14 protein-coding genes are annotated in these 13,646 nt (G+C 61.8%); 10 read left to right on the top strand and 4 right to left on the bottom strand.

The features are described from left to right. The first annotated feature begins 17 nt into the window (after window positions 1-17). Together HWY37_RS17720 and HWY37_RS17725 are read left to right on the top strand one after the other, a co-directional pair. Window positions 18-1,100 carry a helicase RepA family protein gene (locus HWY37_RS17720; protein WP_176089347.1) on the top strand — a complete coding sequence of 361 codons (1,083 nt, stop codon included), beginning with the start codon at window positions 18-20 and terminating at the stop codon, window positions 1,098-1,100. Between the two features lie 155 nt (window positions 1,101-1,255). Further along, window positions 1,256-1,927 (top strand): ABC transporter ATPase, encoded by a 672-nt coding sequence (locus tag HWY37_RS17725; RefSeq protein ID WP_176089348.1) that lies wholly within the window; start codon window positions 1,256-1,258, stop codon window positions 1,925-1,927. A 68-nt stretch (window positions 1,928-1,995) separates the two neighbouring features. On the opposite strand, the gene HWY37_RS17730 is transcribed toward HWY37_RS17725, so the two are convergent. Together HWY37_RS17730 and HWY37_RS17735 are read right to left on the bottom strand one after the other, a co-directional pair. Next, a complete protein-coding gene (locus HWY37_RS17730; protein ID WP_176089349.1) occupies window positions 1,996-2,202 on the bottom strand; it encodes a hypothetical protein in 207 nt (68 codons plus the stop codon). A gap of 106 nt (window positions 2,203-2,308) precedes the next feature. Beyond that, entirely contained in the window at window positions 2,309-2,752 is a 444-nt protein-coding gene (locus HWY37_RS17735; protein WP_176089350.1) for a hypothetical protein, read from the bottom strand. A gap of 1,784 nt (window positions 2,753-4,536) precedes the next feature. On the opposite strand from HWY37_RS17735, the gene HWY37_RS17740 reads away from it, so the two are divergent. From HWY37_RS17740 to HWY37_RS17775, 8 genes are all read left to right on the top strand, one after another. After that, entirely contained in the window at window positions 4,537-5,088 is a 552-nt protein-coding gene (locus tag HWY37_RS17740) for an HD domain-containing protein (RefSeq protein WP_176089351.1), read from the top strand. A 109-nt stretch (window positions 5,089-5,197) separates the two neighbouring features. Next, window positions 5,198-8,026, top strand: a complete 2,829-nt coding sequence (locus tag HWY37_RS17745) for a preprotein translocase subunit SecA (protein ID WP_176089352.1) — start codon at window positions 5,198-5,200, stop codon at window positions 8,024-8,026. 506 nt (window positions 8,027-8,532) lie between these two features. Next, the gene (locus HWY37_RS17750) at window positions 8,533-8,928 is read left to right on the top strand and encodes a hypothetical protein (protein WP_176089353.1); all 396 of its coding nucleotides are present in this window, start codon (window positions 8,533-8,535) and stop codon (window positions 8,926-8,928) included. Between the two features lie 20 nt (window positions 8,929-8,948). Then, window positions 8,949-9,662 carry a hypothetical protein gene (locus HWY37_RS17755; RefSeq protein WP_176089354.1) on the top strand — a complete coding sequence of 238 codons (714 nt, stop codon included), beginning with the start codon at window positions 8,949-8,951 and terminating at the stop codon, window positions 9,660-9,662. A 313-nt stretch (window positions 9,663-9,975) separates the two neighbouring features. Continuing rightward, window positions 9,976-10,317, top strand: coding sequence for a hypothetical protein (locus HWY37_RS17760; RefSeq protein WP_176089355.1), 342 nt, complete (start codon window positions 9,976-9,978; stop codon window positions 10,315-10,317). 130 nt (window positions 10,318-10,447) lie between these two features. After that, window positions 10,448-11,458 (top strand): hypothetical protein, encoded by a 1,011-nt coding sequence (locus tag HWY37_RS17765; protein ID WP_176089356.1) that lies wholly within the window; start codon window positions 10,448-10,450, stop codon window positions 11,456-11,458. A gap of 138 nt (window positions 11,459-11,596) precedes the next feature. Continuing rightward, a complete protein-coding gene (locus tag HWY37_RS17770; RefSeq protein WP_176089357.1) occupies window positions 11,597-12,004 on the top strand; it encodes a hypothetical protein in 408 nt (135 codons plus the stop codon). A 72-nt stretch (window positions 12,005-12,076) separates the two neighbouring features. Next, on the top strand, window positions 12,077-12,565 hold the full coding sequence (locus tag HWY37_RS17775) for a hypothetical protein (RefSeq protein WP_176089358.1): 489 nt from the start codon (window positions 12,077-12,079) through the stop codon (window positions 12,563-12,565). 37 nt (window positions 12,566-12,602) lie between these two features. Here HWY37_RS17775 and HWY37_RS17780 read toward each other — a convergent pair whose 3' ends face one another. Both HWY37_RS17780 and HWY37_RS17785 read right to left on the bottom strand, forming a co-directional pair. Beyond that, complete coding sequence (locus HWY37_RS17780; protein ID WP_176089359.1) at window positions 12,603-13,187, bottom strand: hypothetical protein; 585 nt, start codon at window positions 13,185-13,187, stop codon at window positions 12,603-12,605. A gap of 103 nt (window positions 13,188-13,290) precedes the next feature. Next, on the bottom strand, window positions 13,291-13,632 hold the full coding sequence (locus HWY37_RS17785) for a hypothetical protein (RefSeq protein ID WP_176089360.1): 342 nt from the start codon (window positions 13,630-13,632) through the stop codon (window positions 13,291-13,293). Between the last annotated feature and the right edge of the window lie 14 nt (window positions 13,633-13,646).

Consider the following 13,646-nt stretch of genomic DNA (forward strand, 5'->3'; position numbering starts at 1 on the left):
TCATGTAGGCAAAAGACGTGTTTGAAGTATACTTCCGTGCGCCAACTAGCCTACATCGCCTCGTGTCTGACTCGCAAACCCGAACCGCTTCCGCACAAACTGCCTCCGCCGCTGGCGCAGGTCAACGCCCTGTTGCGAAGCTGCCGGCGCGCACGGATCTGGCGTCGCTGCTGGCCTTGAAGCTCGACATCGACTTCGTGCTTCCGGGCCTGGTCCGGGGCACCGTCGGCGCCCTCGTGAGCCCCGGCGGCGTGGGCAAATCGTACTGGACGCTGGAAGTCGCTTTGGCCATCGCATGCACCGTGAAAGTGGGAAGCACGTTCGAGCGCCTCGATCGGAAAATCAACCTAACGAACCTGCGGCCGGAGCAGGGGCGGGTGGTACTGTTCGCAGCCGAAGACGCCCAGCAGATCGTGGCCTCCCGCGTGCAGGCCGTGCTGGGTGACGCGCAGATCGATGGTCGGAACTTCGATTACCGAGACTGCGTCGGACTGAATGTCGACATCATGGTGGAAGACTGGTTTGCCCAGCTCCTGGAAGCTTCGCGAGGCGCGCGCTTGGTGATCCTGGACACACTATCCCGCTTCCACCAGCTCGACGAGAACTCCACCCTCGACGCCAAGAAGCTGATGGCTCAGCTGGAACGCCTGGCAGCAGAATCCGGTGCCGCAGTGCTCTACGTGCACCACACCAGCAAAGTAGCGGCCATGAGCGGCGCCGGCGCGATGCAGCAGGCCGCCCGCGGCTCGAGCGTGCTGGTGGACAATGCTCGGTGGGCGGCATTCCTCGCTCCCATGACGGAGCAGGAAGCCCGGCAATTCGATATCGAGGGTTCAGCGGCTGAGTATGTCCGCTGGAACATCAGCAAGCAGAACTATGTCGCGCCGCGTGATGATGTCTGGTATCGCCGCCGCCATGACGGCGTGCTCCAGGCCGTACACATGCGAAAGCGTGTGCGCCTCGCTGCGCCGGCCGAACCGACGGTTCCTGCACCGGCAGATACCCCCGCTGCCGTCCTTAATCCGGTGACACCCGAACCGAGCGCAGCACCTCTGGTGTTGCTGCCCTCGGCAAACAATGTAAACGGAGGCAACTGGTGACCCCCTGTGCTTTCCGTAATCTTCCCTTTCGCATGACCAGTACCACTGAGATGCAGCCTGCCGCAACGGCGCCAGGACTGCTCAAATCCATCCCCACGAGCACGGCACACCAGGCTCGCTTACAGCTGTACCAGCCTACTCGCCGGCCGAAGCACATGGAAAGGGTGATCACCGCGCCTTGGGGGACTGCGACAGTGCGGGGAAAGATCGGCCAGGTGCACGCCGACATCGTTGAAGCGATCTGCCGCAATGCGGAGGATCACCGGATCATCCCTGCGACGGGACACCTTCAGGTGCTCGTCGATCCGTACAAGGTGCGGGTTTCGGTCGGCGGCGGGACCGCCTACTCGCGCGACACACTGTGGAAGATGTTGCGGGAGCTGCGGGAGACCTCGATCATCTTGGATGTGCCGGCCCAGCAGCTCAAGGTGCTCGGCGGCATCCTCGATCGGGTCGAGGAGTCTCCCGCCAAGCGAATCAATCCTCTGACCCAACAGGCTCGCTCGCTGTGGCGGGTCACCTTCGACCCGGCATTCGCTGTGATGCTGCGTGAAGACTTGCATCTCTATTACGATCCCGCGCCCCTGGCGAAGATCGACTCAGGCGTTGCCCAGGCGATCGCCCGACACATTCTGACCCATCGGAATGCGCCAACCGGGGGTTGGCAGCTGGACACCCTGATCCAGGCTGTCGGCGCCGGCAACGATTCTGAGTCCATCCGCAATCGCCGGCGCGAGGTGCGCAATTGCAAGGACCAGCTGGCGACGCTGGGCATCATGGTCCAGGGGGACCGGGTACTGGTCTACGACGACGCAGACCAGATCTGATCGCCGAGTCGACACCCAGGCATGAGAAAGCCACCTCAAGGAGGTGGCTTCGTGCTTTCAGGACCTGCTCAGAACGAGACCTGGCCCACGTGCATGTTCGTGGCGGCGTGGTACTTGTCGATCTTGACGATCTCCCCATCGGTCCGCAGGCCTTGCGCCAGGAGCACTGCGCCGGAGTCGGTCTCGAACTCCGACTGGGGCCAGGCCGGGATCCAGCCGTGTGGTTGCTCGATCAGCACCTCGTAGCGGAAGTCTCCGCGTTCTTCTGCAACCATTCCTGATCCTTTCCGTTCTGATTGACATGCTGGGGTATAGCTCCCAGGCAAAAGAAACTCACCGCCAGGAGACGGTGAGTTGGGAGGGAGGCGTATTGCCTGGTGGTCAGTTGGAGACTGCGGGCAGTTCACGCAGCGTGCCGGCCGCCGCAGCGCCCTTGGGACTCACACGCACGCCACTGAGCAGCTTGTCGGTGGCGACCTTGTAGGCCTCCAGCATGACGACACTGGTGGGCTTGCTGTCGGCCAGGCGTTGGGCACAGCGCTCGGCGATACCTTTGTTCCAGGTCACCAAACGCTTGATGCTGTCAGACGCCCACTGGAGCGGCATGATATGAACTTCATAGCGTATCGGAGCGTCCGGGGACAGATCGACGATGCAATGGTCTTCCGAGCTTTCGCCCAGATCGACCAAGTCGACATAGGCGGGGGCCCCTTGAGATTTGTGGATCGTGACCACGACACCCTTGTTCAGGTCGCCAGCCGCACCCTGGGTGCAGGCATGGGGATTGCAGGTAGGCAGGCCGCCGGCGCATTTGTCTTGGCACATGATATTTCCTTCGGTTGGAGTAATGACACCTCGTATAGCGTTTCAACGGCCATTCCGTGACGGGGACGGGAATCTCAGGTGCGTAGCAAAAGCCAGGCGACACCCGAAAAACTCGGGGTGGGTGTGTAGCAAAAGCCAGACGGCGTGTACCAAAAGCCAGGGGCGTGTCGCATAAGCCAGCCCGTGTGTAGCAAAAGCCAGCCTTCTTCAGGATTCTAAGGATTCTCTTCAGGAATCCTTAGATAGCGTATCTCGAGCGATGAAGATGGAGCTTCTGGGGCTTCAACGATCTTCGCCTGACGCACTCACATGGAACTGGAATGTGGCATCTGCGCGTAATAATTTCGGGTGTGCAGCACATACCTCCCGCTTCGCGATTTCCACGCGTGGCGACGTCACTCGCCTGTCGGGAGCCCGGGGTCCGTCGGCCCCGGTTCCCTGGGCGCTGGTTTCATCGAAAGCGAGCCCCTTCAAGAATGGCTTAACCGAGCTTGGGTGGATCTGCTGCCGCGAGGACTAGCGCAGAGCCCGCTGGTGTGGGTTAAGCCTGAGCGATGCTCCGGTGTGGAGTTCCGCCATCCCCCCGTGTCTGCTATTCCACCGGCCTCGAGCAAGCACCGTGATCTGGAGTGGCTTGCTGGAGCCATTGAAGCGAGAGCATGTCGGGCAGGGCATGCTCGCTGGCGGACGTTGGCCATGCAGGAGGGGTGCCGTCCAGTATGCGGAGCTGAATTTCGCAGCATCTGTGTTGGCGAGCAGTAAATGGAATGCTGGCGCATCGTTATGCCAGCTTGATCAGGAGTGGACGTTGATTGCGCCAGCTCAGCAGAGGAGAGTGGAGGAGCTCTCTCGCTTACCGTAATGGGAATAGGGGATGCGGGAGCCACTCAGCCGAGAACCAGTCAGGATGCTATCGCCCCGGGTGGCTTCAATAGTGGGACGCTTGGGCGTGGGAGATTCTCGAATTGAAAGGGGGTAGATGGCGTCCGCGCTACCGCACGGCCAGGAAGGGTAGGCACCAAACGCTGCGATCAATCAGCACGAGGGTTGAATGACGAGTAGATTCATTCCCTCCCGCGTAGGTGGCTTACCAGACATGGAGGTGTTTGGGGGGAGGAATTCCTCGGGAGGTGTGGCGTCGTACCGTGTTGCACAAGCCAGGCGCAAGAGCGGAAACTGGTTGCAAGGCTGGGGATTTCAGCTTGCGAGCGGGAAGCCGTCGCGGCACTGAAGCCGCGGAGCAAGTGCGGCCGGCGCCCAAGGGCGAACTGGGCGCTCACGCCCTCAGTTCGCCTGGAGGCGATAGGGTCGTGGCTGGTAGGCTGGGGATACAGGTGGGCAGTTGTGCGGGAGCGTCGAGGTTTCCAGGCTGGCGGTTGCCGGCGAGGACGGGTGACTCTCGGGGCTGGATGACTCGTCGGGGACTAATGACTCTCCGGGGCTTCAATGACTCCCGGGGACTCACATGACTCGGTGCCTTTAGGCAATCATGCGGTGCCTCATAGGCACCGCATGTACGCGTGGGGTACACGGTCCGGGGACAAGGACGTCGCCGCGCGTGGGGATTCGCGAAGCGGGGCGTATGTGTCAACCCAAAATCAATATGAAGCACGAGCTGCCACATTCGAATCAGCCGGCGGAGCCGGCGCCAGGTAGTGCGGTACCTGTGAGGGTTGCGGGTCTTGAGGATACGATTTAGGCAATAGGCAGCTTGAGCGCTATACTATTCCGTGTTTGTCGTGGTCTGCCTGCGGCATTTTTCATTACCTACCTTACAGATCCTGATGCAGAAAGTCTCCGGCCCCATCAATACCCAAGCCTTCATTGCGTACGCGCGCCAGCACAAACCGTTCGAAGAGGCCTACAACCTGGCCACCAAGCTGTACGCCAAGCAAAAGCGCGACTTCACCGGGATCAAGTACATCAGCCATCCGTCCACGGTCGCGGCGCTGCTGCTGGACTACCAGTTGCCTGCCGCCACCATGGTGGCCGCAGTGCTGGAGGACACCCTGAGCCGTACCAGCCTGAAGCCGGCCACGATCGAGAAGCTGTTCGGCGCCGAGGTCCTGGCCCTGGTGCAGGCGCTGACGCCGGGCGACCAGCGTGGGGCCGAGGCGCTCAAGGAGTATGGCGAGCGCATCCGTGCCGCGGGCTACCAGGCCCAGACCGTGAAGATCGTGTCGGTGCTGGACCACCTCTGCGCCATCCCGGCCAACCGCCTGTCCGCCAGCATCGACAACCTCGAAGCCTGGACGACCCTGCTGCCGTACCTCTCGGGCGGTAATGCGCAGCTGCTGGAGCGCCTGACTGCCGCACTGCGCCGCGCGCGCGCCTGAGATCTGCGGCAATCGCCCGGGGGAGCTGGATTGTGTCAGCCTCCCGGGCGATTCATTGCTGCGGGCCGTCCGCCGGCCCTGCCTTTCTGCCCACATACCCTGCCTGGCCATGACCATCTCCTCGATCCTGAAGAACCTCCTCCCGAACCGCCTGCGTGCCTATGAAGCGATCGCGGACAAGGCCATTGCCTTCCACGAGTCCTACACCACGCTGACTCTGCTGCCGGGCGCAGCTGCATACTACCTGAAGCAGCTGCGAACTCGGGCGCAGGCTGGTGGACCCGAGGAGACTCTAAGGGAAGGGTTCTTGACGTTTGCCGCTGCGTACTACCGGGCCATCGTGCACCAGGCGATGGGCGTCAAGCTCTACCGGTCGCAGCTCATTGCGGCCCTTGCCCTCGCTGACGGCTACTTGCTGGAGATGGGCACCGGCGAGGGCAAAACCCTGGTCGCGCCGCTGGCTGCGTGGTTGACGGTGGTCCGTGGCGGGACCGTACACGTCGTGACCGCCAACGAGTACCTCGCCCAGCGCGACGCCAACCAGATGTTGCCGGTCTACCAGGCTATGGAATTGAGCGTCGCGGTGACCCTGGTGGGGCAGGCCATCGAGATCAAGCGCCAGGCCTACACGTTCGATGTCGTCTACGGCACGGCCACGGTATTCGCGCTGGACAAGCTCTTTGATGAGGTTGTGGTCCATCCTGGGCACCGGCTGAATCCGCGCGGCCTGGCGAAAACCACCGCTATCGTCGACGAAGCCGACCAGGTGCTGATCGACGAAGCGAAGACCCCGGTGGTGTATTCGACGAATGTGCCGGCGGATGCCAGCGCGTTTCAGACCTTGATCGGGCTGGTCGAGCCGCTCCAGCGTGGCGCGGCACCGGGGGCGCTCGGCGCCGCCGGCGAGGATGGCGACTTCTGGCTCGACCTGGACAACAAGGCCGCCGTGCTCACGGAGCGCGGATATGAGACTGTGACCGCGGCGCTGCGGGCCGCCGAGCTGCTGGCGCCGGCCGATCCGGACTATGGTGCACAGCACCAGCATCTCTTGCTGTTGGCGACTGGGGCCCTGGGGGCGCGCGAGCTGCTCAAGCGTGACGTGCATTACACGGTGCAGGACGGACAGATCGTCCTGATCGATGCGCTGACGGGGCGCCTTCTGCCCGGGCGGCGCTGGGATTCTGGCATGCAGCAGATGCTGGAGGCAAAGGAAGGCCTGGCCATCTCGGACGAGAGCATCGTGATGGGCCGGATCACCCTGCAAAACTTCTTCAAGCTTTATGGCAGGATCTGTGGCATGTCCGGCACCATCATGGCTGACGCAGAGGAGTTCTTGGCAGTCTATGGTCTGCGTGCCGCTTCCGTGCCGCGCAACGTCCCGTCGCGCTGCGAGAACCTGCCCGACGTATTCTGCCGCACCAAGGCCGACAAGCTCGAGTACCTGGCGCAGACGGTGAGCCAGGCCTACACCAGCCGGCGCCCGGTGCTGGTGGCGGTCTCCCATGCCGAGCAGGCGCAGCAGGTGGCGGATGCGTTGCGCGCGCGGGGCATGGCGCCGCGGGTGCTCACCGCGACGAACCACGCGGAAGAGGCCGAGATCTTCGCCCGGGCCGGCGAAAAGGGGGCGATCACCGTGGTGACCAGCCTGGCGGGCCGCGGCGTGGACATCAAGCTGGGCGGCGATGCCCGGGCCATGTTCGATTTCTTCCGGCAGATGTTCGAGCTGCCCCTGGGCGAGGTCGGTTCGGATGAGTGCCAGCGCCAGCGCAGCCGGGCCGTGGAGCTGACGGCCGCGCTCGACGTTTTCCTGGGCTCGGTGGTCGCCATCGGCAATGAAATCGACTGGAGCCAGGGCCAGGCCGCGCGCGACATGTACTCGGCATTCGATGATGCCGCGGAGCTGGCCTGCGTGCTGCGCTACTTCGAGGCGGACGCACCCCAGATGATTGCCGGCCGCGAGGTTTTGTCCCGCTTCATCTCCACACCTCCGGTGTGGGCCCGGAACGCAGTGCGCTTCCGCCACGAGCAGGGGCTCTTCGTCATCGGCTTCGAGCACTTTGAGTCCGAGCGCGCGGACCAGCAGCTGCGCGGCCGCACCGGGCGCCAGGGCGATCCAGGGACCACGCTGTTCCTCACATCGCTGGATGACAGCCTGTTGGTCGACAGCGGATCGGGGGAAGAGCTGCGTCGTCTCTTGGCCATGGTAGGTAACAAGGCCACGGTAGAAAACGGGGGCGCGCCTGCGTGCGACTGCGACACTGAAGCAGCGCCGGCCGTGGATCCGCTGGAGGAGAAGCTCTGCCGCAAGATGATCATGCAGGAGCAGCGTATCGCCCAGGGCCGGGCCGCCGCCGCGCGCCAGCAGCTGGTGAAGTTCGATGCTGCTCTGGAGTTGCATCGCCAGGTGTACCAGGAGATCCGCCAGCAGGTGCTGCTTGACGATGGGGGCGCGCAAGCCTTTGTGGACCGGCTTATCGCGGACTTCGCGCAGGAAATGGGCCAGGTGCTCAAGGCCCGCGGCGCCCAGGTTGTCGTGGATGAGTTCGCGGCACGCGTCCAGGGCATGGATGTCCCCATGGTGACACTGGATGAGCTGGAGCGGATGGATCACGAGCTCGAATTGGACGTGCTGATTGCCGACCGGTTGCGGTACCAGCATCGCGAGGCCCTGAATCCGGTGGCCGAGCAGGATCGCGCGACGTTTGAGCGGTTCCTCGTCTTGTCGGAGATGGATCTAGCTTGGTCGCGGCACCTGGAGGAGCTGACAGCGCTGCGTCGCGGCATCCACCTGCGCGGACACGCCAAGCAGGACCCGCACATCGTCTTCGAAAAGGACGCGTACACCCTGTTCGAGACGTTCCTGGCTGAAATGCACTCCCGTGTCCTCACTCGGGTCCTGACCTGGAAGGACGGCGCCGCGGTGGCACCTACGGTGTGACATCCGGGCAGCGGGTTGTGCGGCAGCGCCGGCCCGCGCGGTAGCTGCTTCCAGCGACTTTCGTTATACTATGAAAGTTGCATAATGCCAAATTGAGGAAACCGCCATGCTAGCGAAGTTGAGAACGATCTCCCGTAGAACCTGGGTTGCGAGTATCGCCACCGCGGTTTTTGTGACCGGGTTGGCCGGGGTCGACTACTGGACGGATGTGGACCCTCGGTTTGAAGCAAACCGCCAGGCCGTGGCACAGCAGCGTCTTGCGCGCGAGCGCGCAGACTGCATTCGGATGCTACAGCACCAGGCTAGCCTGGTCCCAGCTCAGGCCAAGAGTCCTCGGGTTTCGGATGCCGGTCTGACGTGTGATCGCCATTCGCCTGTGCGGACGGAGGTGAACTGGATCTCGATCACGATTGTTGTGTTGGCTGTCGGCGCGGCACTCGCTCCGGCGGCGTCTTACTTGATCCGCCGCAGGGCCGGCTAAGGCCGCAGCAGACATGCCATCCACGATGAACCGCAAGAATGGTTGGGGCGTTGCACTTCTCGTCGCTGCGCTGCTTGGCCTTGGCGCTCTGGAGCTCTGGACGGAAGTTGATCCTCAATTCGAAGAGGCTCGCGTAGCTCAAGAAGCTCGACGTGCAGATCGGCTGTCAGGGAATACCCCCGAGCAGAAGGCGGATCGGCGCGCGTGCGACGCAATCATGAAACAGCAAGCCGAAATGGCGCTGGCCGGCCAGGGCGAGGAAGCGCGAAAAATCGATGTGGCGGCTGTGTGCGATCGGAAGGAATTCGCGGAGGCGAAGAGCCGGGAAATTGCATTCTGGCTGGCTGCCGTATTTATCGGCTTAGTGGGCCTGGTAGTTTTCGGCCCGATGCTGCTTTTCGGAGCGTCTGGTCTTCGTTGACTTCAGAAAAGGCAAGGTTTATGTCTCAAATCGTACCGCAGGCGCTCGCCGGCCAACAACTGCTCGAATTCTACGAGGGCTTGTACACGCACATCATTCAGGGCCCGAATCCCGAGTCTCCGCATCGATACTTGGTGGAGATGACACTCGCAGACCTGCGAGCCCGGGCTGCGCGTGAGAAGGAACTCCTGTGCACGCTGATGCAAGGGGTACCTGGGCTGACGGTTGACGAAATCAACGCCATCGTCACGCCTGACACCGGATGGGAGGTATCGCTTGCGACCTCCCCACACGATCAATCCGAATTCCTGCATTTGTGGCGTCGTGATGCGGCCGGCGCCAGGGTCCTTCTGACGTCGTTGCCCAGGGAAGCAGGGCCTGGCGTCCTCTGTGCCTTTGGCAGCGTGGCCAGGCATTACAAGGAGCTGGGGGCCCGCGAGTCGGGGGATGCTGGCCCAGGCGGCTCGTTGCCCGCCTACAGCTCCGAAAACCCGGCGCCGTGCCCGTTCTGCGGCAGGAAGCCTGACATGGACGGGGACGACACGCTCTATCCAACCGGACGCTGGCGCGAAGACGACGGCCTTCGGCATTACCTGATGATCGACGACGAGCGGGAGTCGCACGGAACCGTGTACACGATGCACTGCCCAGAAACCTATGGCGGTTGTGGCGCACAGGTGGCCGGCGACAGCAAAGATGACGTAATGGCGAAGTGGAATCGGCGGTCGACATGAGCCTCGCTACTGGCCTGGTGGCGTATACCGCTGTAGGCTTTATCACAATGGCGTGGCTGGCATACCGAAACACGGTTGCGCTTCGGCGGGCATTTTGGTTGTCAACGTTGTGGCCGCTGGCGATCATCTTTTTCCCGGCCTTGAGGCAGTGGATGCGGATGGAGAGCAACGGCTGGTTGCGGGGGATAACGCATCGCCCCGCGCTGTATGTGCCTCGCGGCCGCGGCGCTCGCCGGCATACCCAACGTACCTGGGTGACGTCCTGCCCATGGTGGACTCGACAGGTCGTGACGCAAACCGTGAAGAATCGCAAATGAGCATCATCACTGGAATCGCCCTCTATCTGGCCGTGGGCTACGTCCTGTTGGCGTGGATCGCTTACCTGGACAATTTCGAGGTGCGCGGAGCTTTCTGGATGTCGCTGCTGTGGCCATGCGTACTGGTGGCTATTCCGATCGCTCTGAGCATATCCTGGATCTATCGCAGGGGCTGGATGATCGACATACAACGACGGCCGGCGAACCTGTCGCCCTGGGGAAAGCGCAGTCGACCTGGCGCTGGGCGGGGCTGGGCGGTGCGTTGTCCCTGGTGGGAGTTGCAGGTCTGGGAGACCCGGCCGAAGGCTCAAAGGACGGCAGACTCTCACACGACCTGATTCAGGTGGCTGAGAGTTGACGAAAGCATATATGCAGATATACTAGATTCGTGGCCGAATAGGTCCGCGCCCAGTCCACGGCTAAGCCGTGCAAACCTACCTTCCTGCCTTGCAGGAGTACGGATCAGCTATGAAAATCTTGATCATCACCGAGAAGGCCTCGGTATCCCGAGCACTGGCTTCCGCCGCGCGAAGCAAGTGGCCAGCCGATGAAGTCAGCTTCCTGCATGTTTGCCCCTACGTGGGCGTGGGTTGGGGGCTTGAAGCCAAGCTGCCACGAGGGCTCAAGCACAAGAGCTTCCCGGTAGTGCGCCAACCGCAGTATCGGGCGTTCTGGGATAACTCGCGGTACCCTGACGCTGTGGCTGCGAAGGTAGGGCCGACTGGGCAGCTGGAGCCTATTCCCACGACGATTGATCTGGTCACCGGTGCCGATCTGCTCGTATTTGGCGGAGATCCGGACCGCAGTGGCGCCAGCAGCTTCGCGCTGTTTATCACCCAGGTTCTCGGTGCCGATCGGGTCGACTCAGCCCAGGCGCTTATCATCCCTGCGCTGGACAAGGATTCGGTCGAACGGGCGTTCGAGCATATGACGCCCTTTGGTGAAAGCGCACTGAAGGCCCTGGCTACGGCCGGCATGGTGAAGCGATATTTCGATTGGAATTGGGTCGTCAATGCCCGTGCGATCCTGAGTCCTGTTTTGAGTGCCGTCGGAGTGCCGGCCGATGCACCATTTTTCTCGAAGTACGCCCTCCAGGTGTTGTACTTCCTTCGTGACCAGCCCCCAATGAGCGATGGGCAGATCATCTCTCAGATGTACAACTGGGGAGGCACAGGGCGCTACGGGCGAACTCAGCACTTGGGGAGTGCTTCATCATCGGCATACATCGTCAACACGCTTTGCTGGTTGGGCCTGCTGTATCCTCCGGATCGTCAGCAGATTCGGATGTGGCAGGTCACCGATCGTGGTCATGCGCTGCTGGCGGCGTTGCATCCGGATTGCGAGGATCCAGATCTCCCGTTCCGGCTGGACGCCTGGTGCGAGCAGGGCGATGCGGCTTACCCGTCGGTGGACCGCTACATCCGCACGTTCTTCGGTAAGCAGATGCGATTTGTCGGGCGCGCTGCCGTACAGGCATAGCTACTGATTTGCTGACCAGGGGATGAGGTGCGGCAAGGTCCTTGCTTTATTGCGGGGACTTGCCGACCTGTTAGCGTAGTTGACGGATGGCATTACATGGATATACTGAATGCATCCTTAACCAAAGTTGATTTAGCCATGAAACTGAAGACCGCACTCTTTGTGAAGATTTCTTCGACGCTGGCGGCCCTGATCGCCGCTTCGACATTCAGTACCGCCATGGCGGCCGATGGCGTTGTCGTCCTGAAGGACACCCGGCAGTACGACGAGTACACGTCCAGCGTCAGCGGAATCGAAGGCTGCACGATGCCGATCGACATTGCGAGTGTGAAGCCAGGTGAATGTGACGTGAAGAAGGATCGCTACGTCAAAACGGGCGAACTGCTGACGCGGAACACCGAGGCCGGTGTCTGTGCTCACAAGGTGTGGCGCACGGATGGGCTGGTGCCGATCGCAAGCAAGGGTGGGGCCATTGCATCCCCCACAAGTGAGACCACCCAGTCCACGTACGCCTGCACGACGGACGGGCTGCCCGTTCGGTCGTAAAACGGCCGGAGTGTGCCCGCTGATCAGAGTACCGGTGTACTGACGGACCATGTCACCAACAGACGAAGCGCCATGAACCCCTCCAACATCCAATCTCCCATCACGCTGGCGTCGCTGGATGCAGCGATCGCCCAAAACGAGGCGACCTACAAGGAGAGGCTGGCGCTCTTTCCGCCTGGCACCTACGATGAAGCTCGCAACCAAGCCCGCGACATGGTGGAGTTTCTGTCTGCTGCTCGGGACTGGCTTGTACGAAGTGGCCAGGACAGCGCCCAGTACATCGGACCCTTCGGCACGATCTACTTCAAGAAGGGCCAGCGTGTCGTCATCAAAGCAGGTTCAGAAATCCGCAGTACCCGCGGCAAGCCGACGGTGAGCACGCGCAAGCGCGTGGTGACGATTCACTATATCGACGAGGGTTACATTGACCGCAGCTGTGTCGAGCCTACCGTTCGCCAGCCCGTGGTGACCTGGGCTGGCGCAGGTGGCTACTGGTGCAGAACTGCCCTCGAAAACGTGGATACGCAGGCTAGTCTGGAGCTGCGGGCTAAAGCCCAATGAAAAACGCCCCTTTAGGGGGCGTTGGAGGGGTTGAGACTCAGATGAGGTAGTCTGCTGAGTCTTTCAGATAGTCCAAGCATTCGTTCCGCGTATAGAACGGCCGATTCATGCGTTTCGGCACGAAGCCAACCCGCTCTTTGCAAATAGACTCGAATCGATGGTGAGTCTCGAAGTCGACCAGGCTGCAAGCCACGTCGTCGCCGAGCAGCGCCACCAGCTGGCGAACCGTCTTGTCGTAGTCAGCTTGAGGCTCGAGGAACTCCGGTTGATCGCGCTCGAAGCCGTTGTTGATCGCGATGGTAACGGCCTGGTAGCAAACGCGCTGTCGATGCTGCAAAGCTTTCACTTCAGCAGATTCAGGGTTCTGGCGGTCGACCAACGCTTTTCGACCGGCGTCGGTCAACGTGAAATCGCCTCGGCAGCCGCAGGCACACCCGGCGACCAACTTACGGCGGATCAGCGAATCCATTTTCGAGCGCAGCAGCTTGGGCGGTACCTCGCTGGGCAGTCCGGGATGGATGCTATGAGGGTAGCCCTCATGGAGGGTCGCCGGCGTTGCAAGAGATGCGAGCAGCCGCAGGACCGACAAGTCGCAGATGTCTTTGCATTGAAGCTTGGCCATGGTGTGGTTCCTTTCGATTGGTTGTTTCCTGCTGATGTATAGGTCCGTCGATTGGCCAGACAAGAAAAGCCCCGCAATGCGAGGCTTTGAGGGCGCGTTGGAGTTATTCCTTCGCGCAGGGGTTGCAGCTTTCATTTTCGATATAAGCACGGCAATCCATGCGGCTCACAAATTGCCGCGGCCGGCATCCTCGTTGTGAGCTATGGAGATCGGAAAAGCTGCTGTACAGCTCGATGTCGACCAGGTTGCAGTGGGCGTTCTCACCCAGCATCTGAACAAGTTGCTCGACAGTGTGGTCGTAGGCACGTTGACTGGCTATGACCTCCGGGTGGCGTCGCCATTCAGGCGTTGAGCTGTGGCGATCGATAGCGTCGCCAAGCCTTTCGCGGGCGTCCGCTTGCTGGATCTGCATTGCCATGACTTCAGGTGAGCTGGACGTGAACATGAGTATTCCCTTCA

The organism is Achromobacter anxifer, assembly GCF_903652925.1.
Lineage (GTDB): Bacteria > Pseudomonadota > Gammaproteobacteria > Burkholderiales > Burkholderiaceae_B > Achromobacter > Achromobacter anxifer.

Bases quoted from the DNA above. Each gene is read 5' to 3' on its own strand.
- HWY37_RS17725 (WP_176089348.1), top strand. From the start codon at position 1,256: ATGGAAAGGGTGATCACCGCGCCTTGGGGGACTGCGACAGTGCGGGGA.
- HWY37_RS17730 (WP_176089349.1), bottom strand. From the start codon at position 2,202: ATGGTTGCAGAAGAACGCGGAGACTTCCGCTACGAGGTGCTGATCGAG.
- HWY37_RS17735 (WP_176089350.1), bottom strand. From the start codon at position 2,752: ATGTGCCAAGACAAATGCGCCGGCGGCCTGCCTACCTGCAATCCCCAT.
- HWY37_RS17740 (WP_176089351.1), top strand. From the start codon at position 4,537: ATGCAGAAAGTCTCCGGCCCCATCAATACCCAAGCCTTCATTGCGTAC.
- HWY37_RS17745 (WP_176089352.1), top strand. From the start codon at position 5,198: ATGACCATCTCCTCGATCCTGAAGAACCTCCTCCCGAACCGCCTGCGT.
- HWY37_RS17750 (WP_176089353.1), top strand. From the start codon at position 8,533: ATGAACCGCAAGAATGGTTGGGGCGTTGCACTTCTCGTCGCTGCGCTG.
- HWY37_RS17755 (WP_176089354.1), top strand. From the start codon at position 8,949: ATGTCTCAAATCGTACCGCAGGCGCTCGCCGGCCAACAACTGCTCGAA.
- HWY37_RS17760 (WP_176089355.1), top strand. From the start codon at position 9,976: ATGAGCATCATCACTGGAATCGCCCTCTATCTGGCCGTGGGCTACGTC.
- HWY37_RS17765 (WP_176089356.1), top strand. From the start codon at position 10,448: ATGAAAATCTTGATCATCACCGAGAAGGCCTCGGTATCCCGAGCACTG.
- HWY37_RS17770 (WP_176089357.1), top strand. From the start codon at position 11,597: ATGAAACTGAAGACCGCACTCTTTGTGAAGATTTCTTCGACGCTGGCG.
- HWY37_RS17775 (WP_176089358.1), top strand. From the start codon at position 12,077: ATGAACCCCTCCAACATCCAATCTCCCATCACGCTGGCGTCGCTGGAT.
- HWY37_RS17780 (WP_176089359.1), bottom strand. From the start codon at position 13,187: ATGGCCAAGCTTCAATGCAAAGACATCTGCGACTTGTCGGTCCTGCGG.
- HWY37_RS17785 (WP_176089360.1), bottom strand. From the start codon at position 13,632: ATGTTCACGTCCAGCTCACCTGAAGTCATGGCAATGCAGATCCAGCAA.